The 26,454-nt window shown below is 34.6% G+C and carries 16 protein-coding genes; 11 read left to right on the forward strand and 5 right to left on the reverse strand.

The window, feature by feature from the left end:
• Positions 1-122: 122 nt before the first annotated feature.
• On the reverse strand, positions 123-560 hold the full coding sequence (locus DR980_RS00145; RefSeq protein ID WP_113633248.1) for a PaaI family thioesterase: 438 nt from the start codon (positions 558-560) through the stop codon (positions 123-125).
• Between the two features lie 115 nt (positions 561-675).
• Between DR980_RS00145 and DR980_RS00150 the strand changes: the two genes are divergently transcribed.
• From DR980_RS00150 to DR980_RS00175, 6 genes are all read left to right on the forward strand, one after another.
• The gene (locus DR980_RS00150; protein ID WP_113633249.1) at positions 676-2,202 is read left to right on the forward strand and encodes a hypothetical protein; all 1,527 of its coding nucleotides are present in this window, start codon (positions 676-678) and stop codon (positions 2,200-2,202) included.
• Between the two features lie 158 nt (positions 2,203-2,360).
• The gene (locus tag DR980_RS00155; RefSeq protein WP_113633250.1) at positions 2,361-4,211 is read left to right on the forward strand and encodes an endonuclease; all 1,851 of its coding nucleotides are present in this window, start codon (positions 2,361-2,363) and stop codon (positions 4,209-4,211) included.
• A gap of 296 nt (positions 4,212-4,507) precedes the next feature.
• Positions 4,508-7,063, forward strand: coding sequence for an endonuclease (locus DR980_RS16645; RefSeq protein ID WP_113633251.1), 2,556 nt, complete (start codon positions 4,508-4,510; stop codon positions 7,061-7,063).
• A 92-nt stretch (positions 7,064-7,155) separates the two neighbouring features.
• Positions 7,156-10,830, forward strand: coding sequence for a phosphoribosylformylglycinamidine synthase (purL, locus tag DR980_RS00165; protein ID WP_113633252.1), 3,675 nt, complete (start codon positions 7,156-7,158; stop codon positions 10,828-10,830).
• A gap of 197 nt (positions 10,831-11,027) precedes the next feature.
• Positions 11,028-12,803, forward strand: a complete 1,776-nt coding sequence (locus tag DR980_RS00170) for an AMP-dependent synthetase/ligase (RefSeq protein WP_113633253.1) — start codon at positions 11,028-11,030, stop codon at positions 12,801-12,803.
• Between the two features lie 21 nt (positions 12,804-12,824).
• The gene (locus DR980_RS00175) at positions 12,825-13,877 is read left to right on the forward strand and encodes a proline iminopeptidase-family hydrolase (RefSeq protein ID WP_113633254.1); all 1,053 of its coding nucleotides are present in this window, start codon (positions 12,825-12,827) and stop codon (positions 13,875-13,877) included.
• 9 nt (positions 13,878-13,886) lie between these two features.
• Here DR980_RS00175 and DR980_RS00180 read toward each other — a convergent pair whose 3' ends face one another.
• Together DR980_RS00180 and DR980_RS00185 are read right to left on the reverse strand one after the other, a co-directional pair.
• Positions 13,887-17,288 carry a PIN domain-containing protein gene (locus tag DR980_RS00180; protein ID WP_146779203.1) on the reverse strand — a complete coding sequence of 1,134 codons (3,402 nt, stop codon included), beginning with the start codon at positions 17,286-17,288 and terminating at the stop codon, positions 13,887-13,889.
• Positions 17,278-17,649 (reverse strand): hypothetical protein, encoded by a 372-nt coding sequence (locus tag DR980_RS00185; protein WP_146779204.1) that lies wholly within the window; start codon positions 17,647-17,649, stop codon positions 17,278-17,280. Before DR980_RS00185 ends, DR980_RS00180 begins: the two co-directional genes overlap by 11 nt.
• Before the next feature lie 397 nt (positions 17,650-18,046).
• Here DR980_RS00185 and DR980_RS00190 point away from each other — a divergent pair, with 397 nt between their 5' ends.
• The 5 genes from DR980_RS00190 (at position 18,047) to DR980_RS00210 (ending at position 24,655) form a co-directional block, all read left to right on the forward strand.
• Entirely contained in the window at positions 18,047-18,556 is a 510-nt protein-coding gene (locus DR980_RS00190; protein WP_113633257.1) for a MarR family winged helix-turn-helix transcriptional regulator, read from the forward strand.
• 42 nt (positions 18,557-18,598) lie between these two features.
• Positions 18,599-20,989, forward strand: a complete 2,391-nt coding sequence (locus DR980_RS00195) for a 3-hydroxyacyl-CoA dehydrogenase/enoyl-CoA hydratase family protein (RefSeq protein WP_113633258.1) — start codon at positions 18,599-18,601, stop codon at positions 20,987-20,989.
• A gap of 76 nt (positions 20,990-21,065) precedes the next feature.
• Complete coding sequence (locus tag DR980_RS00200) at positions 21,066-22,247, forward strand: acetyl-CoA C-acyltransferase (protein ID WP_113633259.1); 1,182 nt, start codon at positions 21,066-21,068, stop codon at positions 22,245-22,247.
• 201 nt (positions 22,248-22,448) lie between these two features.
• The gene (locus DR980_RS00205; protein ID WP_113633260.1) at positions 22,449-22,799 is read left to right on the forward strand and encodes a four helix bundle protein; all 351 of its coding nucleotides are present in this window, start codon (positions 22,449-22,451) and stop codon (positions 22,797-22,799) included.
• Positions 22,800-22,864: 65 nt separating this feature from the next.
• Entirely contained in the window at positions 22,865-24,655 is a 1,791-nt protein-coding gene (locus DR980_RS00210) for an acyl-CoA dehydrogenase family protein (RefSeq protein ID WP_113633261.1), read from the forward strand.
• Between the two features lie 84 nt (positions 24,656-24,739).
• Here DR980_RS00210 and DR980_RS00215 read toward each other — a convergent pair whose 3' ends face one another.
• A complete protein-coding gene (locus DR980_RS00215) occupies positions 24,740-25,168 on the reverse strand; it encodes an META domain-containing protein (RefSeq protein ID WP_113633262.1) in 429 nt (142 codons plus the stop codon).
• Between the two features lie 54 nt (positions 25,169-25,222).
• Positions 25,223-26,170, reverse strand: coding sequence for a YihY/virulence factor BrkB family protein (locus tag DR980_RS00220; RefSeq protein ID WP_113633620.1), 948 nt, complete (start codon positions 26,168-26,170; stop codon positions 25,223-25,225).
• Between the last annotated feature and the right edge of the window lie 284 nt (positions 26,171-26,454).

Consider the following 26,454-nt stretch of genomic DNA (forward strand, 5'->3'; position numbering starts at 1 on the left):
TTAAAATATAAATTCCACTAAACCTAAAGGCATTATGATTTGCTTAATCGTATCGAAACCATCTTGGTCAATTTGACCGAAACTGATTTTTAACTTTAGCTACAGTTAAATCCAATTATTGATTATTGATTTTCGCTTTTTCTTTTTGGCAAAACCATATTCGTCAGCTTGCAAAGTGAAATTAAGTTATTGTTTTCATCCGTAATTCGTATTTCCCAAAGATGAATGCTTCGGCCCTTGTGGACAATCTTAGCGGTTGCTGTTACAATTCCATCTCGTTTTGCTTTCAAGTGATTGGCTGAGATTTCAATTCCGCGCACCTCGCTTAGTTCTGAATTTACATAAATCATAGAGGCGGCGCTGCCCACACTTTCTGCTAAAGCTACCGATGCACCGCCATGCAATAATCCCATTGGTTGATGCACGGAAGCATTAACGGGCATTGTTGCAACAAGAAAATCTTCTCCTGCGTCCGTATATTCAATATTCAACGTTTGCATTAAGGTGTTTTTAGAAACGTGATTGCAATAATGAAGTATTTTTTCTTTGTCGAATGTCATGTTTTTGTCTTTAAAAATGTAAAAATAATTAAAAGATAAGTCACTTAACAGTAAATACAATTGTTATTCTGATTTCGAAATAGATTTTTCCTATTTTTACAAAAAATATAACTAAATGCGTCCCAAAATATTATTGTTTTTTATTGGAATCATATTGACTATCTGTTCCTGCCGTTCTGATTTTGAGACCGTAGCCAGCACAGGAGATTTAGAATTTTCCAAGGACACGATTTATCTTGACACTGTTTTCTCTAACATCGGTTCCAGCACATACCGACTCAAAGTGTACAACAAAAGTAAAAATGACATTACGATTCCAAGCATTAAATTAGGAAAAGGTTTGAGTTCTAAATACCGAATATCCGTTGACGGAATGCAGGGAACAGACGGGAAAATTTTTAACAATGTGGACCTTTTAGCAAAAGACAGTTTGTATATTTTCATAGAAACAACCGCAAATAGTACTGAAGCCAATGCTTCTGATTTTTTGTACACTGATCAAATTCAGTTTGACAGTGGCGAAAACCTTCAAAATGTAGAATTGGTAACACTCATTCAAGACGCTGTTTTCCTGTATCCAAAACGTTTTACTGACGGAACCACTGAAACACTTCCAATAGGAAACGAAAAAATTGATGGCTTTTATCTGGATGAAAATGACCCCGTAAATGGAAATGAATTGCAGTTTACCAATGAAAAACCGTACGTAATTTATGGATATGCAGCAGTTCCTTCGAATAAAACGGCCACTTTTGAGGCTGGAACCCGAGTGCATTTTCATGCTAATTCTGGACTTATAGTAGCCAATAATGCCTCAATCAATATTAATGGAACTCTATCACAAACGGATAAATTAGAAAACGAAGTCATTTTTGAAGGAGACCGTTTAGAACCTGATTTTTCAGATGTGCCGGGACAATGGGGAACCATTTGGCTGACTGATGGCAGTACAAATAATACCTTGAATCACCTCACTATTAAAAATGCAACCATTGGTTTGTTAATTCAAAACAATGATGGCACAACAGTCTCTATCAAAAATACCCAAATCTACAATAGCAGCAACTACGGAATTTTGGCACAGACCGCAAAAATAAGCGGAGAAAATGTAGTCATCAACAATGCCGGATTAGCCAGTTTAGCCTGTACCTATGGCGGGAATTATAGTTTTACTCATTCCACTTTCAACAATAATTGGAACAGCTCGCAACAAGTGGCGGTTTTGGTTAGCAATTATATTTTGGGAGCAGTTCCAGAAGTAAAAGATTTAACCGCAGCTACGTTTAACAATTGCATTATTTATGGTTCTTATTCAAACGAAATGAGTTTGACCAAAAAAACGGGAGCCGCTTTTGAATACCAATTCAACAATTGCTTGATAAAATTTGATAACATATCCAATCAATTTACAACCAATCCCGATTATCAATTCAATACGGATACCGCACATTACAACTCGATAATTTTGAACAAGGAACCAAAATTTTTCAATGTATCTCGGAACAAATTTAATATTGACGAAACTTCAGCCGCTTTCGCAAAAGGGAATTCGGCGTATCTAATTCCACTTGATATTTTAGGAAACACGAGAACTTTACCGCCAGATTTAGGTGCGTACCAAAACAAAGCTTTTCCAAAATAAACCGCTCTGAATTAGCGCATTATAACTATTTAAAAATTAAAAAGGACCTTTCTCGAATTAAACATTTAGTAACCTCCAATATCAATTTAAATAGTAGTTTTGTCAAAATTTTAATCCATAAATCAAATTAATTTTAAACCAAGTAATCCACTTAAAGTATGAAACAAATCTACTCGTTACTCTTTTTATTCCTTTTCACAGCAGGTTTTGCACAAGCGCCAGATGGCTATTATGCCAATGCCACAGGAACCGGCTACACGTTGAAAACTCAATTGTACAATATTATCAAAGACCATACAGTTCTTAGCTATGGAGATTTATATGTTACCTATGAAACGTCAGATATTGATAATTTCTTTGAAAAAGATGGTTCGGTTTTAGACATGTATTCTGAGAATCCTGCAGGAACAGATCCTTACATTTATAGTATTGCAAATACGCAAAGATGCGGAAGCAGCGGTTACGCAAAAGAAGGAGATTGTTACAACAGAGAACACATTATACCACAATCTGTGTTCGGTGAACAATCACCTATGGTTTCTGATGCACATTTCATCACACCTACAGATGGAAAAGTAAATGGAATAAGGAATAATTACCCACATTCTGTAGTAGCAACTGCTACTCAAACTACTCTTAATGGGAGTAAACTTGGTGAAAGCACTACAACTGGTTACACAGGTCCAGTTTTTGAACCAATTGATGAATTCAAAGGTGATATTGCCAGAATGTATTTCTATTTTGCCACTCGTTATGAAAATACTGTAGCCGGATATAATTACCCAATGTTTAATAATTCAACCAATAAAGTATTTACACCTGCATTTTTAAATCAATTACTGGCTTGGCACAATCAAGATCCGGTAAGTGCTAGGGAAATTACGCGTAATAACGCCATTTATGCACGTCAAAATAATAGAAATCCTTTTATTGATCATCCAGAATATGCAGTGTCGGTATGGACTACAGAACCTGCAGATACTGAAGCGCCAACGGCAGCAACAAATTTGGCGGTAACCACTACTACTTCAAACTCGGCTACTTTAACATGGACGGCAGGGACAGATAATATTGCCGTTACCGGTTATGATGTGTATGTAAACGGTACTTTCAAATCAACAGAAACTAGTCTAACAGCTACTGTATTAGGTCTTATACCGTCTACTACTTATTCCTTTTATCTAATAACAAGAGATGCTGAAAGAAATTCTTCACTTGCCAGTATACCTGCGGAAGGAACTACAATAGCTGCACCTACTGGCGGAACTACTGCATCAGGAATATTCTTCTCAGAATACGTTGAAGGTGGCGGTAATAATAAATTATTAGAAATTGCTAACTTTACTGGAGCTACAGTTGATCTAACAGTCTATTCTATAAAAAAACAATCAAATGGTGATGGAGCTTGGGGTTCAGGATTAGCCTTAACAGGATCCATAAATACTGGTTCAGCGTATGTAATTGCATACAATTTAGCAGCTACAACTTGTTACAATCCTGCAAGTGCTAATTTATCAACTGCATCTACTGAGGTACAGTATAATGGAAACGATCCTATTGGTTTATTCAAGAATGATGTTTTAATAGATATCATTGGAACATTTAACGGAGGATCGGCAAATTTTGCAGTTGACGAGACTTTGAGAAGAAAAGCAAGTATTTCAGCCCCAAATACAACTTTCAACAAAACTGCTGAATGGGATCTATATGCTAAAGACATTTGTAACGGTTTAGGAAGTCATTCATTGGCAACCCTTTCTAACGTTGATTTTGATTCTAATGAATTCAATATCTATCCAAATCCATCAAACGGAAATATCAAAATAAATTTCGAAAATTCAAATGAAAAATATTCTGTTCAAGTGTTTTCAGTATTAGGACAAAAAGTTTTTGAAAAAGAATATAAAAACAGTTCTTCTGCTACTGTCAACAATCTTCAAAAAGGAGTTTACTTAGTTAAAATAACAACCGACACAAAATCAGTTACTAAAAAATTAATTGTGAACTAATTTAAAAACGAACTATTTATTTAAAGCGGCATTTATTGCCGCTTTTTTTGTTTACAATTATTCAAAAAAAATACTTCTAAATACCGGTACAAAGCAGATTGCTTCTAACCTAAAAATAAAACTACTTTCCTTAAAATGTTAATAATTGTGTTAAGAAAATCATAATAAAATTCATAATTTCTTAACACTAAACATATTAAAAGTTATAAATTTGCGCGTCTTCAGTATTTTAAATTTTACAAATTAAGCTTTAAAAATCTGAGATTAACCCCAAAAAACCAAAACAAATTTAAATTATGAAAAAAATCTACTCAGCCTTATTATTGCTATTCGTCACCGTTGGTATTGCCCAAATACCCAGTGGCTATTACACTACCGCCACAGGAACTGGCTACACCTTGAAAACACAATTATACAACATCATCAAAGGGCATACGGATAACGGATATGCTGGTTTATATACGATATATCAAACATCCGATAGGGATTATTACTTTGAAAATGACGGTACAATTTTAGACATGTATTCTGAAAATCCTGCCGCAACAGATCCTTATAATTACTCCGCAGGAACAACACAACGATGCGGGACTTATAGTGTAGAAGGCGATTGCTACAATAGAGAACACATTATTCCACAATCAGTATTCAGCGAACAATCCCCAATGGTTTCGGACGCACATTTCATAACACCAACCGATGGAAAAGTAAACGGACAACGTTCTAATTATCCACACGGACCGGTAACTTCTGCAACTTGGACTTCCTTAAATGGAAGTAAACTTGGAACAAGCACAACTTCTGGTTATTCCGGACCTATTTTTGAACCTATAAATGAATTCAAAGGCGATATCGCACGTATGTATTTTTATTTTGCGACTCGTTACGAAAATACTGTTTCCGGTTATTCTTATGCAATGTTTAATGGTACTAGCAATCAGGTTTTCACGACCGCTTTTTTAAATTTATTACTTACTTGGCACAATCAAGATCCGGTTAGTAACAGAGAAATTGCTCGTAACAATGCAATTTATAATTCTCAAAATAATAGAAATCCATATATCGATCATCCCGAATATGTACAAGCAATTTGGAACCCAACTGCTGATGCACAAGCGCCTACTGCTCCAACGAATTTGTTAGCTAGCGGAACAACATCAAACTCCGTTTCATTAAGTTGGACGGGTTCAACTGATAATATTGGAGTGACTGGATATAATGTTTATATGAACAGCGCTTTAAAAACAACTGTAACCGGAACAACTACTACTGTCACTGGGCTAACAGCTTCAACAGCCTATTCCTTTTATGTTGTCGCTAAAGATGCTGCTGGAAATTCTTCGGCTTCAAGTAATGTAGTAAATGCTACAACAGCTGCCGGAACATCAATTACGTATTGTGCTTCTCAAGGAAACAGCACTGCAGATGAAAAAATAGGAAAAGTCGTTTTTGGTTCCATAAATAATACCACTACAGGAACTGCCGGTTATGAAAATTTCACTGCTATAACCACAAATGTAACTTCAGGAACGGCAAATACCATTACTATCACGCCGTCATGGACAGGTACAGCTTATAGCGAAGGATATGCGGTTTGGATTGATTATAACAAAAACGGATTATTTACAGATGCAGGAGAATTGGCTTGGTCAAAAGCTACTTCAACAACAACTCCGGCAACAGGAACAATCACGATACCAGCTTCGGCGACATTAGGAACTACGAGAATGAGAGTTTCAATGAAATACAATGCCATTCCAACTTCGTGCGAAGCTATTCCGTATGGTCAAGTAGAAGATTATACTGTAAATATAATTGCAGGGACTGCGGATACAACAGCTCCATCTGCACCTACAGCTTTGACAGCATCAGGAACAACTCAAACTACAACCACTTTATCTTGGACTGCTGCAACTGATAATGTTGGAGTAACCGGATACAACGTGTATAGAGGAACTACATTAATAGGTACTGTTTCAACGACATCGTATAATGTTACGGGATTAACTGCTGCAACAGCTTATACTTTTTCAGTAAAAGCTAAGGATGCAGCCGGAAATGTTTCTGCTTCAAGCAATGTTGTAAATGTTATAACAACTAGCAGTGGTTCCACTGCAACGGATTTATTGTTTTCTGAGTATATTGAAGGCTCTTCAAACAATAAAGCGTTGGAAATTTCAAATGCAACTGGCGCAGCAATTAACTTATCGATTTATAGCATCAAAAAACAAACCAACGGTGCTGGTGCTTGGAGCACAGGACTATCTTTAACAGGAACGTTGAATAACGGAAGTAAATTTACTATTGTAAATAGTGCAATGGCGTCAAGTTGTTATCCTATAAGTTCTGCAAATCTTTCTACAGCGGCGACTGAAATGGCTTTCAATGGAAATGATGCCGTAGGTTTATTCAAAAATGGCGTCTTAATTGACATCATTGGAACTTTTAACGGCGGAACAGCAAACTTTGCTGCGGATGAAACAATCCGAAGAAAAGCTACTGTTACTTCTCCTACAACTACTTTCAATAAAACAACCCAATGGGATTCATTTGCATCAGATACTTGTAACAATTTAGGAAGTCGAATTGTTGTAAAAGAGTCGAAAATTGAAATAGTTTTAGATATTAATGATATTGCTATCTATCCAAATCCATCCAATGGAACTTTCTCTGTCAATAATTCGAATAAAATGTATTCTATCGAAATTTATTCTATCATTGGTCAGAAAATTTACAGCGAAGAAAACAGTACCAAATCAGAAATTACACTGCCAAACATTGCTAAAGGAACGTACTTAGTTCGTGTTAGCATCGATTCGGATTCAGTCATAAAAAAATTAATAATCAACTAATTCTAAAAGCGGCAAATTTGCCGCTTTTTTTATAGCCAAAATTTAATCTTAATTGTCTAAATTTGCACCGCAATACAACAAACTACATAACAATGATCCATTTCTTTGAAAACCAAAGCAAAACTGTTTTTGCCGTACACACGCAAAACGAAATTTCGGCTCAAGACATTTCAAAACTTAACTGGCTTTTTGCCGATTCAAATAAAATAGAAAAATCCGTACTGACGGATTTTTTTGTTGGTCCTCGAGCCACTATGATAACGCCTTGGAGCACTAATGCTGTAGAAATCACCCAAAACATGGGGATATCCGGCATCATTAGAATTGAAGAATTTCATAAAGCAACTGCTGATTTTTCTGATTTTGATCCAATGCTTTCGCAAAAATACGCCGAGTTAAATCAAGATATTTTCACTATCAACGTACTACCGGAAGCAATTTTGGATATAGATGATATTGCTGCTTACAACCAAAAAGAAGGATTGTCTTTAAGTCCTGATGAAGTGGAATATTTAGATAATCTTGCGATTAAATTAGGGCGAAAACTAACGGATTCTGAGATTTTTGGTTTTTCACAAGCCAATTCAGAACACTGTCGTCATAAGATTTTCAACGGAAAATTCATTATTGACGGAGAAGAAAAAGAATCTTCTTTATTCAAATTAATCAAAAAAACATCTCAGGAAAACCCTAACGATATTGTTTCGGCTTATAAAGATAACGTTGCTTTTGTAAAAGGGCCACGAGTACAACAATTTGCTCCAAAAAGTGCAGATAAGCCTGATTTTTATGAAGTAAAAGAATTTGATTCGGTTATTTCATTAAAAGCAGAAACACATAATTTCCCAACAACAGTAGAGCCTTTCAATGGTGCTGCAACTGGTTCTGGTGGAGAAATTCGGGACCGTTTAGCAGGTGGACAAGGTTCTTTGCCAATGGCTGGAACGGCAGTTTACATGACTTCATATTCTCGTTTAGAAGGTCCATTCGACTCCGCTCAGGGTAGCAGACCTTGGGAAAACGGCATGACCGAAAGAAAATGGTTGTATCAAACGCCAATGGATATTTTGATTAAAGCTTCCAACGGAGCTTCTGATTTTGGGAATAAATTTGGGCAACCATTGATTACAGGTTCTATTCTGACTTTCGAACACGAAGAAGACGCTCGCAAACTAGGTTTCGACAAAGTGATTATGCAAGCGGGTGGAATTGGATACGGAAAATTAGACCAAGCGATTAAGAAAAAACCACAAACAGGTGATAAAATTGTCATCCTTGGTGGTGAAAATTATAGAATTGGAATGGGTGGAGCTGCAGTTTCTTCAGCAGATACCGGAGCTTTTAGTTCAGGAATTGAATTGAATGCGATTCAACGTTCGAACCCAGAAATGCAAAAACGTGCTGCCAATGCCATTCGTGGTTTGGTAGAAAGCGATATCAATCCAATTGTCTCGATTCACGATCACGGAGCTGGAGGACATTTAAACTGTCTTTCGGAATTAGTGGAAGATACTGGGGGATTAATTGATTTAGACAAATTGCCTGTGGGAGACCCTACCCTTTCGGCAAAAGAAATTATTGGTAACGAATCTCAAGAAAGAATGGGATTGGTTATCGCCAAAGAAAACATCGATTTATTACAAAAAATAGCTGACCGTGAGCGTTCTCCAATGTACCAAGTGGGAGATGTAACCGGAGATCACCGTTTTACTTTCGAATCAAAATCAACAGGTGCTAAACCAATGGATTTTGCCTTGGAAGACTTTTTTGGAAGTTCTCCAAAAGTGGTCATGACAGACAAAACAATCGAAAGAAATTATACTGATTTAAGTTACGACAAGAAAAACATTTCAACCTACTTAGAACAAGTACTTCAACTGGAAGCAGTTGCTTGTAAAGACTGGTTGACCAATAAAGTAGACCGTTGTGTGGGTGGTAAAGTAGCCAAACAACAATGTGCCGGTCCATTGCAATTGCCATTGAACAATTGTGGTGTAATGGCCTTGGATTATCAAGGAATAGAGGGAATTGCCACTGCGATTGGACACTCTCCTATTGCTTCATTAATTGATCCGGTGGCAGGAACAAGAACTGCTATTGCTGAGTCTTTATCAAACATTGTTTGGGCTCCAATAAAAGACGGATTAAAAGGAATTTCACTTTCGGCAAATTGGATGTGGGCGTGTAAAAACGAAGGAGAAGACGCTCGTTTATACGCTGCGGTGGAAGCTTGTTCCGATTTTGCAATCGAATTGGGAATCAATATTCCAACCGGAAAAGATTCACTTTCGATGAAACAGAAATATCCAAATGAAGAAGTAATCGCACCGGGAACGGTAATTATTTCAGCAGGTGGAAATTGTACGGACATTAGAAAAGTAGTAGAGCCTGTTTTACAAAAAGACGGTGGTTCTATTTATTACATCAATTTGTCCCAAGATGATTTCAAATTAGGCGGTTCTTCGTTTGCGCAAACGTTGAATACTATTGGAAAAGAAGTACCAACAATTAAAGACGCTGCGTTTTTCAAAAGAGCCTTTAATACCATTCAAGAATTAATTTTAGAAAACAATATCCTTGCAGGACATGACATTGGAAGTGGTGGTTTGATCACGACTTTATTAGAAATGTGTTTTGCAGATGTGAATTTGGGAGCAAAAATAGATTTCTCTGCTTTCGAGGAAAAAGATTTGATAAAAATCCTATTCTCTGAAAACATTGGAATTGTTATTCAAGCGAAATCAGATACCGAAGTGGAATCTAAATTAAACGCAAATAATGTTTCTTTCTATAAAATAGGAACAGCTACAAATGAAGCGACTTTAGATTTTGGTCCTTGTACATTAGACATTGCTAAATACAGAGATGTTTGGTACAAAACATCGTTTTTATTAGACCAAAAACAATCCAAGAACGGAACAGCTCAAGCGCGTTTTGACAATTATAAAAACCAAGCGTTACACTATACTTTTCCAACACATTTTACAGGAAAAAAACCAGTTATCGACAATTCTAAGCCAAAACCAAAAGCAGCTATTATCCGTGAAAAAGGAAGTAACTCGGAGCGTGAAATGGCAAATGCAATGTACTTAGCCGGATTTGATGTAAAAGACGTTCACATGACCGATTTGATTTCAGGCCGTGAGACTTTGGAAGATATTCAGTTCATTGGAGCTGTTGGTGGATTCTCCAATTCAGATGTATTGGGTTCTGCCAAAGGTTGGGCCGGAGCCTTTTTATACAATGAAAAAGCAAAAACAGCTTTAGACAATTTCTTCAAAAGAGACGACACGTTGTCTGTTGGAATTTGTAATGGTTGTCAATTGTTTATGGAATTGGAAGTGATTAATCCGGAGCATGAAGTACACGGAAAAATGTTGCACAACGAAAGTAACAAACACGAAAGTATTTTTACATCAGTAACGGTACAGGAAAACAATTCGGTAATGCTTTCTTCATTAGCAGGAAGTACACTTGGAGTTTGGGTTTCGCACGGAGAAGGAAAATTCAACTTGCCAATGGGTGAAGAAAATTATAATATTGTTTCTAAATATGCCTATGAAGGCTATCCTGCTAATCCAAACGGTTCTGATTATAATACAGCGATGTTGTGTGATAAAACGGGTCGCCACTTGGTGATGATGCCACACATTGAGCGTTCTACATTTCAATGGAACTGGGCATATTATCCAAAAGATAGAAACGATGAAGTTTCGCCTTGGCATGAAGCTTTTGTCAATGCCAGAAAATGGATGGACAAAAAATAATTTTTTGATTATAATATTGAAAGCGTTCTTGAAAAAGAGCGCTTTTTTTGTTCTAATTCAACGCTAAAATTTCACTTCAAGAAAACGATTTCGTTGATAATCAACAATGCGTTCAAAATTTTGCGATATAATTTCCAATTTTTAAAATTTATCCCTATTTTTTTTTTAATTTGCAAGCAAATCCAATATTATCCATAATGATAAATATCACCCGCCTCTTCGATTTCCCTTATTATCAGCAAGAAAAATACAATAACATTCCGGATGCTTTAGTAAGCAAACAGAATGGTGTCTGGGTAAAAACATCGACCCAAGAATATATAGCTAAAGCAAATGCCATTTCGAGAGCACTACTCCGATTGGGCGTTCAAAAAGACGATAAAATTGCCATCATTTCCTCTAATAACAGGACCGAATGGAATGTTATGGACATTGGTGTACTGCAAACCGGAGCGCAAACTGTTCCCATTTATCCTACCATTTCCGAGGAAGATTACGAATACATTTTGAACCATTCCGGTTCAATTTATTGTTTCGTATCGGATGCTGAGGTGCTTCGAAAAGTAAACATAATCAAACATAAAGTTCCTACGCTTAAAGAAGTGTATTCGTTTAACGAAATTGAAGGTTGTACCAACTGGAATGATTTGTTGGTTCTTGGTGTAGACACCGGAAATCAAGACGAAGTAGAACAACGTAAGAACAACGTAAAAACTGAAGATTTAGCGACTATAATTTATACTTCGGGAACAACAGGAAGACCAAAAGGAGTTATGCTTTCGCACAAAAATATTGTGTCAAATGTATTGGACAGTGCTTCTAGAATTCCATTTGAAGCCGGAAAAAGCCGCGCTTTGAGCTTCCTTCCTATTTGCCATATTTTCGAAAGAATGATTTTGTATTTATACCAATATTATGGTGTTTCCATTTATTTTGGAGAATCCATTGAAAAAATCAGTGACAACATCAAGGAAGTGAAACCAACAGTAATTACAGCTGTTCCAAGACTTTTAGAAAAAGTATATGATAAAATTTATGCCAAAGGAACGGAGTTAACCGGCATCAAAAAGAAATTATTCTTTTGGGCGATTGACTTAGGTTTAATCTATGAGCCGTATGGCAAAAATGGATTTTGGTACGAATTCCAACTTAAAATTGCGCGCAAACTGATTTTCAGCAAATGGAAAGAAGGTTTGGGTGGAAACCTGGATTTAATGGTTTCCGGAAGTGCTGCTTTGCAACCAAGATTAGCTCGCATTTTTGCCGCTGCCGAAATTCCGGTTATGGAAGGCTACGGATTAACTGAAACTTCTCCCGTAATCTCTGTAAATGACATCAGAAATGGTGGTTTCAGAGTAGGAACTGTGGGTAAAGTAATCGATAATGTAGAAGTTATTATTGCTGAAGACGGCGAAATCCTTTGTAAAGGGCCTAACGTAATGATGGGTTATTTCAAAGATGAAAAATTAACAAACGAAGTAATCACGGACGGATTTTTCCATACGGGAGATATTGGAATTTTTGACGAAGATGGATTCTTGAAAATCACCGATCGTAAAAAAGAAATGTTCAAAACCTCAGGAGGAAAATACATAGCGCCACAATTAATTGAAAATACGATGAAACAATCCCGTTTCATTGAACAAATCATGGTTATTGGTGACGGGCAAAAAATGCCGGCGGCCTTTATTCAGCCAAGTTTTGATTTTATCAAAGAATGGGCCGTTATCCACGGAATCGACATTGGAAAAAGCAATGAAGAAATAATTGCCAACGAAAAAGTAATCGAAAGAATCCAGTTGGAAGTGGACAATCTGAACGAAAAATTCGGAAACTGGGAGAAAATAAAACGTTTTGAGTTAACACCGGATTTATGGTCTGTGGAAGGCGGACAGCTTACACCTACCCTGAAACTGAAACGAAAAATAGTAATGGAAAAATACATTGATTTATTCCATAAAATCTACAACTAGCCGTTATAAAACCGTTCCGTTATGAAACTAAAATTCTTAATTTGCTCCGTTATCAGTGTGTTCTTTTTCTCTAATTGTCAGGAAAAACCAAAGGAAGATCCTATAAAAGCAAATTATTTAGATTTCTCTAAACGGGACGACCAACTCACGGGCGGTATCAAAATGATTCCGATTCAAACACCAAAAGGCACGTTTAAAGTCTGGACTAAACGAGTGGGCAACAATCCTAAAATAAAAGTGTTGTTGCTACACGGCGGTCCCGGTTTGACACATGAATTATACGAGGCATTCGATGGTTATTTCCCTAACGAAAGCATTGAATACATTTATTACGACCAGTTGGGCTCGTATTACAGCGACCAACCTAATGACAACAGTTTATGGACCAATGACCGTTTTGTAGAAGAAGTTGAGCAAGTACGCATCGCATTAGGCTTAGACAGTTCAAATTTTTACCTGATGGGACAATCTTGGGGCGGAATCCTCGCAATGGAATACGCTCTGAAATACCAAAAGAATCTAAAAGGCTTGATTATCTCTAATATGATGGCGAGTGCAGCGGAATATAATGCTTACGCAAAAGACGTTCTAGCACCGCAAATGGATCCAAAAATCCTAAAACAATTGCAGGATATCGAGAATAATAATGATTTTGATAATCCAAAATACAGCGAATTACTGTTCAAATATTACTACACCGAACATGTTTTGAGAATGCCTCTCGAAGAATTGCCGGAATCCATCAACAGATGTTTCAAGCACATTAATCCTAATGTATATGTGTTTATGCAAGGCCACAGTGAATTTGGCATCACTGGAAATGCGACCCTTAAAAATTGGGATGTCAAAGCCAGACTAAAAACTTTGACCGTTCCTACGTTGAGTATTGGTTCTAAATACGACACAATGGATCCCGAACACATGAAATGGATTGCAAACGAAGTCCAAAACGGACGTTTCTTATTTTGCCCTAACGGAAGCCACCTTTCGCAATACGATGACCCAAAAACCTACTTTCCGGGCGTGATTAAGTTCTTGAAAGATGTGGATAATGGGGCGTTTAGGAAGTCTTAGAAAAAATATTTAATTACTATTTCTAGGATTAATTACAGTAAGAAATATATTTATTACTTCATCATAAAAATTAACGAATAGTTTAAACTCTAAGAATATATTTTCACTGAATTTTAAAATAGTTTCATTAGGCATACCATAAATAGCATTACTTATAATCTTTGAAGCATAATTATTTTTAGATTCAATTGTTAATGTCTGTAATAAATACAATTCTTTTAAAAACTTACTTAACATAATAGTAATATCTGAATTACCATTTATCGAAAATTGCAAATTCTCAAGACATAACTCATAGTAATTCTCTTTATTAGCTAATAAATCTGAAAATTCATTTTTTAATGTTTCAAGATTTATGTCAATTCCCAAATAATTTGCTTTTAACAAAAATCTATAAAACTCTGAATTACATTTTTCTGGATAATAGGTTAAAAGATATTTTTCTGGATTTAAATAATTATTGTTGATTTTATTTGCCTTTAATAAATATGCAGAAACATCACTACTAATTAATCTATGATTTTCTCTTATTGAAAGATGCAATGAATCAATAAGATTGTTCATAATAGACCTTTCTAGTTTACCTTCGTTTTTAGTAAGTTTTAAAACCACATCTAATTTCTCTGCCACTAAATCAATATCACAATTAATCTCAATCCAATCTATTATTGATTTTAAAAAATCTATTCTCTTGTTGTTAATACCTTCCGGATAAATATGATTTACAATACCTTCAGAAGTTATATTAACACTTAAAGTTGATTCTGGCGAATTTGTTATTACAGAAACTTCATTTTCTATTTGAAATTTTTTATTCTTAGAAACAATAAATTTATGTTTAAATTTAAATTTTAATTCTTTTTCCAAATAATAGAATAACATTAATGAGCTGAAATCCAAAGCAAATTGAACTTTATGATTTTCTTTATCTATATCCCCAGTAATTATATTTGGTATCGTAGTGAATCTAGCATTTTTACTGCTCGTCAAATGTAAATAAGCATCAACAAATTTGCTCTTAAATACTGCACTTACAACGGATAGAAACCCAATTCGATAGTTATAATAATCATCTAAACCTTTATCGGCTATGATTTTTTCTTCAGTTCCATTGGTACCAAATTGTTCAACTAGAAATTTTGAAAAATCGTTTATATCCGCAGGAATTTCTAAGGATCGAAATCCTAATTCATTTATAGGATTTTCAGCTTCAATTGTTATATCTCTATATAGATTTAATGCATCATTGAATATTTCGATTATTTCAATTGTACTTTCTTTGTTCATTAAGGTATTAACATTAGTGAATTTTTCACCTATTTTTTTACCTAAAAAATCTTTTTGAATTCCTTCTGATTTTAAAATTTTTCTTTTTTCTTTTTTTCCATCAACATTATGAATTACCCAGTGACCTAACTCAACTGAATCATAATTTTTAAAATGTTCTTTAAATAATAATGAACCGCCAAAATAGTTTTGTCTTGCTTCCGTATTATTATAATCTATTGCTAAATTGTATAAAATTTCAAATCCTTTTTTAGTGTTATTTTTATTTCTTAATAGGATTCCACTAATTGCAATACCTATTCTTTCTTCCTCGTAAATATTAGGAATTACGATTGAAAGTTTTTTAATTTTATCAAAATTGGATTTTTTCTCAAGTACTGCTAGATAAAAGTATAAATAATTAAGATTCTCTGGAAAATTACTATAAAGTAAGTAGTCTATTTCTTCAAGATTATCTAAATCATTTATTTTTTCGAATAGATCATGCTCAATACGCAATAAATCTTCATCAATATAGCTGCTCTTCTCTCTCCAAAACTTCAATAATTTTATTAATTCATTACCTTTCCCTTTTGGCGTGTCTTCTTTACTTTGTAACAAGTTGTGAAGAAAAAATATATACAATTTAAGTGATTCGGATACAATGGTTTTATCAATATAAGTATCCATGAAATTTAATGATTCAAGAGGTTTGCCAAGTTGATTCAAATTTTCAGCAATGAGATTTTTACAATTATTATCAAATAAATTATTATTTTTAATAGAATTTAAAGAAGCTAAAATTTCTTCTCTATCATACTTTCTTATGTATATTAATTCAACAGTTACTTTTAACAATACTTTTAAATCATCAAAAGCGAATTTCCTATCTAAAACTTTTTCAAGTTGAAATATAAACTTGCTTTTATCATCAAAATGTTGCTGAATATTAAAGAAGGCATTTATCAAGTTAAATAAGTGGTTTTCATCGATGACATCTAATGATTTTAAGTAATTATCATAAAGGCTATTTACTTCATCATGTCTTGAAAGAAAATGAAGTACAACAGATTTAAAAAGATAGAATTCTGAATGCAATTCACCTTTCAATTTTTCGTATTCCACTAAACAGTCTAAAGATAATTGAAACTCTTTTTTATGATTTGCTAATTGACAATAGAAACGAGTGTAAATCCATTGAGGTTTTCCTAATTCTTTATATAGCTCACCCAACGAATTAAAAGACATATCATCATTGGAATTCAAATATTTTAGATAATTCAAGTAAAATTTTTGATGTTTTGAAGTATATGAAATTTCTGTAGACTCTAAGCTTTTTGTATAAACATCTAGCAGACTTATTGCCTCAATTATTTCAGGGTCATTTTCAATAATGAAGTTTTCTCCAGATATGTATTTAATTGCAGTTTTATTAATAATCGAAGTAACTAATAGATCGAGTGTAATTATCCATCCTTGTTTATTTTCAAAGGTAACTACTTTGTATTTTTCAAAATCAAATGATAATTGAAGACCATAATTATTCAAATCGTTGAACCTTTTTAGTTTTCCTCCTAATAGGTTAAAAATTATATTTTGCTGGAAATTGTAATTATTAAAAACGACTTTAGGAAGAGATTGTAAAAAAGATTTAATATCATCCGATGTTACCGATTTTACAAACCATGCTGTAAGATTATAATTATCTAAATTTAAAATATTATCAGCTAAATCTATTGCATTTTTTCTATCTGATATATTTAGATATTCGATACAAGCTCTAGTTTTTAATTCCTCATCTTCCTTATTTAGATTGTAGGCTTTAATGAAATCTAATGCAGATTCTTCTTTTGAAAAATTCTCTAATTCTCTTTTACAAAGTGCTTTTAGAAAAAGTATTTTACTAGATATTTTATTATCATTTGGTATATTAGTCTCTGTAATACGTTTTTCTAAATCAATAAGTAAATCAAGTGCAGTTATTGGTTTAAATTCCAAAATCAATCTGTTAATGTTTTTAATTTGTGCTTGATAATCAGACAGAAGAAAAGCCAAGCCTTCAATTACATTTGTTACATTATAAGTGTCTCCAATATTAGCATTATTGGCATGAATTGTTCCTGTATTTAAATTTTTAATTTCCATAATCATCCCCAATTCTGAAATCACCTCCTCTAGTATTTACATTTCCAGTATTTACATTTTTACTATAAGAAATAGTATTCTCGATTTTTGGTATTTTTTCAATAATCTCTTTTAAAAAGTTTTCAAATTTAAGATTATCTTCGAGAGAGTTTTCGATTATCACCTTCACTATATTGAGCTTTTCTTTATTTCCAGGATCTTCTTGAAGTTCTAACAATACTTTCTTTGGTTTATCATCTTTAAAAAACAAAGATTTAAACCAGCTAATTGCTTCTTCTGAAACACTCTCAAATCCTTTTTCAGTAAATTTTTCAATACCTTTTTTTCCTAATTCAAGTAAAAAAGGTGTAATGATTGCCATTGTGATCGGTTCCATAATATTTTAATTTTTCATTATTCCAATTTCCCTCAAATATAACTATAATAAACTACTTACAATTACGTAAACCCATAATCCCAACAATTATACTACAATCCCTAATCATTCTCCTTATTAGGATTCGCGTAAGGGATGGAAGTGGCATCCTTTTATAAATCCTCATCCCGAAGCTTCGGGATTGGGAATTTATAAAAGATACAACGAAGAGCCCGACCCGCAGGGATACGCCCAAAAAATATTAATTACTCTTAAAAAACGGTATAATCTCCTCTATTTCAGCGGGGATTTTTTATATTTAATGCTTTTTAACAAAAAAATATTTTAATATATTATGCATGCATAGTATTTTTTATTATATTTGAAATCGATATAGTTACTTATGAAAGATAAAACGATAGATTATATTTTACGTGCCACCTGGCAAGCAGTGGCCAGAATGTATAATGAAGAAGCATCGAAATACGATGCGAGCATGGCTACTGGTTTCGCTTTATTGAGTATTGATAAGGAAGGTGGAACGCCATCGACCTCGTTAGGTCCAAAAATGGGAATGGAAGCTACGAGTCTGACTAGAACGCTGAAATCTATGGAGGAAAAAGGCTTAATCATTCGCAAGAAAAACCCTGTGGATGGCCGTGGGGTTTTGATTTACCTGACGGATTTTGGTAAAGAAAAAAGAGAATTGTCAAAAAATACCGTGTTGAAATTTAATGAAACGGTCAAACAAACTATTTCGGCAGAAAAACTGCAGCATTTTATAGAAGTTGCGGAAACCATCAATGAATTGATTCAAGACAAAAATATATTTACACATACGAGCGTCAGCGAACTGGCGGAACAAACTGAAAAAACAGAGAATGACACTACTAAAATTGATTCCCATCAATAAAATAGCGCTGTTGTTTTCTAATGAAAATCAAATATTATTTATATGAAACGCACAATTAAAAAAGTTGCAGTAATTGGATCCGGAATTATGGGTTCAGGAATTGCCTGCCATTTTGCTAACATTGGAGTCGAAGTCCTATTATTAGACATTGTTCCAAGAGAACTTACCGAAGCGGAAGCTAAAAAAGGACTGACTTTAGAAAGCAAAATCGTTAGAAACCGATTGGTAAATGAGCATTTGGCTAATTCCCTGAAATCGAAACCCTCTCCTATTTACAGTCAGAAATTTGCAAGCAGAATCACAACTGGAAATACTACTGATGACATGGCGAAGATCGCTACTGTGGATTGGATTATTGAGGTTGTAGTGGAACGTTTGGACATCAAGAAAATGGTTTTTGAACAAATTGAGAAATTTAGAAAACCGGGAACCTTAGTGACTTCAAACACTTCTGGAATTCCAATTCACTTTATGAGTGAAGGAAGAAGCGAAGATTTCCAAAAGCATTTCTGCGGGACACACTTTTTTAACCCTGCGCGTTATTTAAAATTATTCGAAATCATTCCTGGTCCACAAACAGCATCGGAAGTTTTGGATTTCCTAACTGATTATGGTTCAAGATTCTTAGGGAAAACTTCGGTCGTGGCCAAAGATACTCCGGCATTTATTGGTAACCGAATCGGGATTTACGGGATTCAAAGTTTGTTTCATTTGGTTAAAGAAATGGGATTAACGATTGAAGAAGTGGATAAATTGACTGGTCCAGTTATTGGAAGACCAAAATCGGCTACTTTCAGAACGGTTGACGTAGTTGGATTGGATACTTTGGTACACGTTGCCAACGGAATCTATGAAAATTGTCCGAATGACGAACAACACGATTTGTTTAAATTACCAGATTTCGTCAACAAAATGATGGAAAACAAATGGTTGGGTAGCAAAACAGGTCAAGGTTTTTACAAAAAAGTAGACAAGGATATTCTGTCTTTGGATTTAGATACTTTAGAATACCGTGCTGCTAAAAAAGCTTCATTCGCTACTTTGGAACTGACAAAAACAATTGATAAACCAATTGACCGTTTTAAAGTTTTGGTAAAAGGAAAAGACAAAGCAGGAGAATTTTACAGAAAAAGTTTTTCTGGAATGTTTGCTTATGTTTCCAACAGAATTCCTGAAATCTCAGATGAATTATACAAAATTGACGATGCAATGAAAGCCGGTTTTGGATGGGAAAATGGTCCTTTCGAAATTTGGGATGCCATTGGTGTCGAAAAAGGAATTGAAATCATGAAAGCGGAAGGTCTTGAGCCAGCTGCTTGGGTTACTGAAATGTTAGCTTCTGGAAGTACTAGTTTTTATTCTATAAAAGAAGGGGCAACTTTTTTCTACAATATCCCTACAAAATCGCAAACTAAAATTCCTGGTCAGGATTCATTTATCATCCTGAACAACATTCGCGAAAGCAAAAAAGTGTGGAGCAATAGTGGAGCGATTATACAAGACTTAGGAGACGGAATTTTGAATTTAGAATTCCAATCTAAAATGAATACGATTGGCGGCGATGTTTTACAAGCTATCAATAAAGCCATTGACTTATCTGAAAAAGAATATCAAGGTCTAGTTATTGGAAATCAAGCAGCGAATTTCTCTGTTGGAGCTAATATCGGAATGATTTTCATGATGGCAGTCGAGCAAGAATACGATGAGTTGAATATGGCGATCAAAATGTTCCAAGACACGATGATGCGCGTACGTTACTCCGGAATTCCAGTTGTAGTTGCGCCACACGGAATGACTTTTGGTGGTGGATGCGAAATGAGTTTGCATGCTGACAAAGTTGTTGCTGCAGCAGAAACGTATATGGGATTGGTAGAATTTGGTGTTGGGGTAATTCCTGGCGGTGGAGGATCGAAAGAAATGGCATTGCGTGCAGCAGATTTATTCCATAAAAATGACGTGGAATTGAACGTATTGCAAGAATATTTCTTGACAATTGCTATGGCAAAAGTATCTACTTCAGGTTACGAAGCTTTTGATACCGGACTTTTACAACAAGGGAAAGATATCATCGTAGTCAACAAAGACCGTCAGATTGCCGAAGCGAAGAAACACGCTTTACTAATGGCAGAAGCAGGTTACACACAACCAATTCGCAGAAGCGATGTGAAAGTTCTTGGAAAACAAGCTTTGGGAATGTTCTTAGTAGGAACTGACCAAATGGAAGCCGGAAAATACATCTCGGAACATGACAAGAAAATCGCTAACAAACTGGCTTATGTAATGGCTGGTGGTGATTTATCTGAACCAACTTTAGTAACCGAACAATATTTATTGGATTTGGAACGTGAAGCTTTCTTGTCTTTGTGTACCGAAAGAAAAACATTGGAGAGAATCCAGTTTATGTTAACGAAAGGGAAACCGCTACGTAATTAGAAAATAGAACAAAGAGAATAGATTATAGATTTAAAATATTCTATTCTCTATATTCTCAACTCTTAAAAGAAAAAAAATGAAAACAGCCTATATAGTAAAAGCATACAGAACAGCCGTGGGGAAAGCTCCAAAAGGCGTGTTTAGATTTAAACGCCCTGATGAATTGGCAGCAGAAACGATTCAGTTTATGATGAATGAGTTGCCTGATTTCGACAAAAAACGTATTGACGACGTTATGGTGGGAAATGCGATGCCGGAAGCAGAACAAGGACTAAACGTGGGACGATTAATTTCCTTAATGGGATTGAAAATCGAAGATGTTCCGGGTGTAACCGTAAACCGTTATTGCGCGTCAGGTTTAGAAACAATTGGTATGGCTACAGCCAAAATCCAGTCTGGAATGGCGGATTGTATCATTGCAGGTGGAGCCGAAAGCATGAGTTTTATTCCAATGGGAGGTTACAAACCGACACCGGATTACGCTGTTGCAAAAGCTGGAAACGAAGATTACTATTGGGGAATGGGACTAACTGCGGAAGCGGTTGCCAAACAATTCAATGTATCTCGTGCGGACCAAGATGAGTTTGCTTATAACTCACACATGAAAGCCCTTAAAGCACAAGCTGAAGGCAAATTTGACAAACAAATTGTTCCTATTACTGTGGAACAAACGTTTATCAATGAAAATGGTAAAAAAGAGACTAAATCGTATATCGTAAATAAAGATGAAGGTCCTAGAGCAGGAACTTCTGTAGAAGCTTTGGCAGGTTTAAGACCAGTTTTTGAAGCGAACGGAAGCGTAACGGCAGGAAACTCTTCTCAAATGAGTGATGGAGCAGCATTTGTTCTAATTATGAGCGAAGAAATGGTAAAAGAATTGAACCTTACTCCTATTGCCCGTTTGGTAAACTTTGCATCAGCTGGGGTGGAACCAAGAATCATGGGAATTGGACCAGTAAAAGCGATTCCAAAAGCCTTGAAGCAAGCGGGATTAACATTGAATGATATTGATTTAATTGAGTTAAACGAAGCGTTCGCCTCACAAGCATTAGCAGTAACGAGAGAACTAAACCTAAATCCTGATATTATCAATGTCAATGGTGGAGCAATTGCATTAGGTCACCCACTGGGTTGTACCGGAGCTAAACTTTCTGTTCAATTATTCGATGAAATGCAACGCAGAGGAAGCAAATACGGAATTGTGAGTATGTGTGTGGGAACTGGCCAAGGAAGCGCTGGGATTTATGAGTTGCTTTAAAAATTTAGAGTAAAGAGTAAAGAATAAAGAATAAAGAGTAAAGAATAAAGAATAAAGAGTAAAGAGTAAAGAGTAAAGAGTAAAGAGCAGAGAATTTAGAATATTGAGGAGAAAATATGGAATAAAGAGTTTTGAATAACAATCTAATCTGGAATAAGGGAAAATCTTTTTCTGCTCTCTTTTTTCAATTTTCTAAAAAAAATGAGACATAATTATAAAAATTTAAAAATCTGGCAAATTGGAATCCAAATTGCAAATGACGTTTCTGATATTCTATCAACCTTTCCTAAACATGAAAGATTTGATTTAAGTTCACAATTGAGTCGATGTTCTGTCTCAATTCCTAGTAATATTGCGGAAGGTTCTTCAAGAACTGACAAATCATTTAGCCATTTCATAGACATCTCTTTAGGCTCTTCATTTGAATTAATTACACAGCTAATAGTAGCAAAACATAGAAAATATATAAACGAACAAATATTTAACCAATTAGAAACGAAAGTAGAAGAATTTCAAAGAATGACAATGGGTTTCCAAAATGGTCTGAAATAGATTCATTTTTAAAAATCTATATTCTATATTCTTTACTCTAAAATCTATCATCTAAAAACAAAGTCATGAGCGACGTAACCAGAGGAGGTCAATTCCTAGTAAAAGAAACCAAATGCGAAGATATCTTCACTCCAGAAGATTTTTCGGAAGAGCAATTAATGATGCGCGACTCTGTAAAAGAGTTTGTAGACAAAGAATTATGGGCACATAAAGATCGTTTTGAGAAAAAAGATTACGCCTATACAGAAGAAACCATGAGAAAAGCAGGAGACTTAGGACTTTTAGGAGTTGCAGTTCCTGAGGCTTATGGCGGATTAGGAATGGGATTTGTTTCCACAATGTTGGTTTGTGATTATATTTCGGGAGCAACGGGTTCATTCTCTACTGCTTTTGGAGCACACACCGGAATTGGTACAATGCCAATCACTTTATACGGAACAGAAGAACAAAAACAAAAATACGTGCCTAAATTAGCTTCAGGCGAATGGTTTGGTGCCTATTGTTTAACAGAACCAGGCGCAGGATCGGATGCTAATTCCGGAAAAACAAAAGCCGTTTTATCAGAAGATGGAACACATTACAAAATCACAGGACAAAAAATGTGGATTTCAAATGCAGGATTTTGTTCTTTGTTTATAGTTTTCGCCCGTATTGGTGATGACAAAAACATTACCGGTTTTATCCTTGAAAACACTCCAGATAACGGAATTTCAATGGGTGAAGAAGAACATAAATTAGGTATTCGTGCGTCTTCTACACGTCAGGTTTTCTTCAATGAAACGAAAGTTCCTGTTGAAAACATGTTATCAGAAAGAGGAAATGGTTTCAAAATCGCCATGAACGCTTTGAACGTAGGACGTATCAAATTAGCAGCTGCTTGTTTGGATGCACAACGCAGAGTTATTTCAGGTTCAGTGAAATATGCAAATGAAAGAATCCAATTCAATACTGCAATTTCTCAGTTTGGTGCTATTCGCGCAAAACTAGCAGAAATGGCTACAAATTGTTATGCTGGAGAAAGCGCTTCTTACCGTGCTGCCAAAGATATTGAAGACAGAATTTCAGCTCGTGAAGCCGAAGGAGTTTCTCATCAAGAAGCAGAATTAAAAGGAGTTGAGGAATATGCAATCGAGTGTTCTATCCTAAAAGTAGCGGTTTCTGAAGATGTACAAAACTGTGCCGATGAAGGAATCCAAATTTTTGGTGGAATGGGATTCTCAGAGGATACTCCGATGGAAAGTGCTTGGAGAGATGCTCGTATTGCACGTATTTACGAAGGAACAAACGAAATCAACAGAATGCTTTCAGTTGGAATGTTGATCAAAAAAGCGATGAAAGGTCATGTTGATTTATTAGGACCTGCAATGAAAGTTTCTGAAGAATTAATGGGAATTCCATCTTTTGAAACACCTGATTATTCTGAATTATTTGCTGAGGAAAAAGAAATCGTTAGAAATTTAAAAAAATCATTTTTAATGGTTGCCGGAAGTGCTGTTCAAAAATTTGGCGCAGACCTAGACGCTCACCAACAATTATTGATGGCAGCTTCAGATATGTTAATCGAAGTATATATGGCGGAAAGTACCATCTTGCGTACTGAAAAACTAGCAAAAAAAGAAGGAGAAGATAAAGTGCAAGAGCAAATTGCAATGGCAAAATTGTATTTGTACAAAGCGGTAGATATTGTGAATCAAAAAGGAAAAGAAAGCATTATTTCTTTTGCCGAAGGCGATGAACAACGTATGATGCTAATGGGATTACGTCGTTTTACAAAATACACAAACATGCCAAATGTAGTGGCATTGAGAGAAACAATTACAGCAAAATTAGTGGCTGAAAATGAATATTGTTTCTAATAAAAATTAGTTTTTAGTTTTTTTTTTAAACCGCCTTGTTCCTGAAAACAAGGCGGTTTTTTTATTTATTCAAAAGTCTATAATCTATTTTTTCTCAAAACGCATCATTACAATGTCTCCCATTATAAAATTCAGCGTTTTTCCATCTTCAGAAACAGAATAAGAATCTATTTTTTGAAGGGTATTCATGTAAACATTCTCACCTTCACCAGAACAAAACATTTTAGTTACCATCATAGGTTCTTTGAAATTGATTTTACTTTCATCAGCATTTAATTTCCCTGCATAACTATTACAACTGTTTTTTCCGGAAACGCTTGTATCTTTTAAGTTAAAAGTGATGGTTGGTTTATTGTCTGGATACAATCCAGAAAAGGCGATTCGTGGTCCTGATATAAAATTCAATTCCCAAGCACCTTGCAATGCAGCTTTTTGACTATTAGCCGTTTTTACGGAATTACAAGAAATAAGTACCGAACAAAATAGTGTCAGTGACAAAATTATTTTTTTCATTTGTTTTATTTTAATATTTATGTAGAATTTGTTTATTGACCAGAATTAAATTTATTATTTTTCATCTTCAGGAATGACATCGGTCTTTTTTTTCTTTATCTCTGTAACCTCTACTTTTATTCCAACAGCATAAGCATTTGGAATAATTTTTTTTCCATGGGCATTGGCATACACTTTAGTAAATTCGGCTCCAAAATATAAGATTATAGCTGAATAATAAACCCAAATTAAAATAATGATTACGGATCCGGCCGCACCGTAAACAGTAGCAACGGTTGAGCTTCCTAAATAAAAACCAATAGCAAATTTCCCTATCATAAAGAAAAAAGAAGTAAAACTGGAACCTATCAATGCATCTCGCCAAGCAATATGTCCATCAGGCAACGTTTTAAAAATAATAGCAAACAAAATAGTTGTAGTTACAAATAATATTAAAATATTAAAAACATAAAATATGTAAACCGTTGTGTCTGGAAAATAAACTAATAATCGCGTATTGACAACGTCCATTACCGTATTGACCATTAAACTTACCATTAGCAAAAACCCAACAGAAGCAATCATAGAAAACGACATTAATCTGTTTTGAACGAATTTCACAATTCCTTTATTCGGTTTTGCTTTTAATCCCCAAATAGAATTAATAGAACTTTGTATTTCAGCAAATACACCCGAAGCTCCTACTAATAACATAATTCCTCCCAGTATTGTTGCAAATGTAACGCTGTCAGACAATTCAATATTCTTGATGGTTTCCTGAATTTGGATAGCAGCTTCGTTACCTACCATTCCGTTAATTTGACCAAAAAATCTTCCTGTAACAGCTTCTCTTCCAAAGAAAAAACTAAAAATAGATAAAATAATAATCAATAATGGAGGTAATGAAAAAATAGTATAATAAGAAAGTGACGCACTTAATTTAAATCCGTTATCATCATCAAATTCATTATAAGTTCGCTTTAATAAACCCCAACTCAAAACTGCTATTTCTTTATGTTTCATTTCTGTAACTATTTTTAATATTTTATTTTCAATAAAAAACCTAACTCTTAAACTTGTTTTTAATAATTGAAAAGTATGGTTAACACCTTGAATTATCTCAAATGGTATTGCTTTCAAAATTACAAAGATATTATTTACCAAATAGAAATAGATTTTATAAAATTCCTTTGCTCTTTGTATATTCTAAACATAATAGAAGCAAAAACCTAACCAAATTTTAAGTCTTTATTAACCCATTCCTATCATTTAATGTTTAAATTTATATTCTATTTTAATAACCTTTT

Origin of the sequence: Flavobacterium psychrolimnae (genome assembly GCF_003312425.1) — a bacterium.
Classification (GTDB): domain Bacteria; phylum Bacteroidota; class Bacteroidia; order Flavobacteriales; family Flavobacteriaceae; genus Flavobacterium; species Flavobacterium psychrolimnae.

Excerpts from the sequence above, each read along its gene's own strand:
- DR980_RS00205 (WP_113633260.1), top strand. The coding sequence starts at position 22,449 with ATGAGACATAATTATAAAAATTTAAAAATCTGGCAAATTGGAATCCAA.
- DR980_RS00170 (WP_113633253.1), top strand. The coding sequence starts at position 11,028 with ATGATAAATATCACCCGCCTCTTCGATTTCCCTTATTATCAGCAAGAA.
- DR980_RS16645 (WP_113633251.1), top strand. The coding sequence starts at position 4,508 with ATGAAAAAAATCTACTCAGCCTTATTATTGCTATTCGTCACCGTTGGT.
- DR980_RS00215 (WP_113633262.1), bottom strand. The coding sequence starts at position 25,168 with ATGAAAAAAATAATTTTGTCACTGACACTATTTTGTTCGGTACTTATT.
- DR980_RS00180 (WP_146779203.1), bottom strand. The coding sequence starts at position 17,288 with ATGGAAATTAAAAATTTAAATACAGGAACAATTCATGCCAATAATGCT.
- DR980_RS00155 (WP_113633250.1), top strand. The coding sequence starts at position 2,361 with ATGAAACAAATCTACTCGTTACTCTTTTTATTCCTTTTCACAGCAGGT.
- DR980_RS00150 (WP_113633249.1), top strand. The coding sequence starts at position 676 with ATGCGTCCCAAAATATTATTGTTTTTTATTGGAATCATATTGACTATC.
- DR980_RS00190 (WP_113633257.1), top strand. The coding sequence starts at position 18,047 with ATGAAAGATAAAACGATAGATTATATTTTACGTGCCACCTGGCAAGCA.
- DR980_RS00145 (WP_113633248.1), bottom strand. The coding sequence starts at position 560 with ATGACATTCGACAAAGAAAAAATACTTCATTATTGCAATCACGTTTCT.
- DR980_RS00195 (WP_113633258.1), top strand. The coding sequence starts at position 18,599 with ATGAAACGCACAATTAAAAAAGTTGCAGTAATTGGATCCGGAATTATG.
- DR980_RS00210 (WP_113633261.1), top strand. The coding sequence starts at position 22,865 with ATGAGCGACGTAACCAGAGGAGGTCAATTCCTAGTAAAAGAAACCAAA.
- DR980_RS00220 (WP_113633620.1), bottom strand. The coding sequence starts at position 26,170 with ATGAAACATAAAGAAATAGCAGTTTTGAGTTGGGGTTTATTAAAGCGA.
- DR980_RS00200 (WP_113633259.1), top strand. The coding sequence starts at position 21,066 with ATGAAAACAGCCTATATAGTAAAAGCATACAGAACAGCCGTGGGGAAA.
- DR980_RS00175 (WP_113633254.1), top strand. The coding sequence starts at position 12,825 with ATGAAACTAAAATTCTTAATTTGCTCCGTTATCAGTGTGTTCTTTTTC.
- DR980_RS00185 (WP_146779204.1), bottom strand. The coding sequence starts at position 17,649 with ATGGCAATCATTACACCTTTTTTACTTGAATTAGGAAAAAAAGGTATT.
- purL (WP_113633252.1), top strand. The coding sequence starts at position 7,156 with ATGATCCATTTCTTTGAAAACCAAAGCAAAACTGTTTTTGCCGTACAC.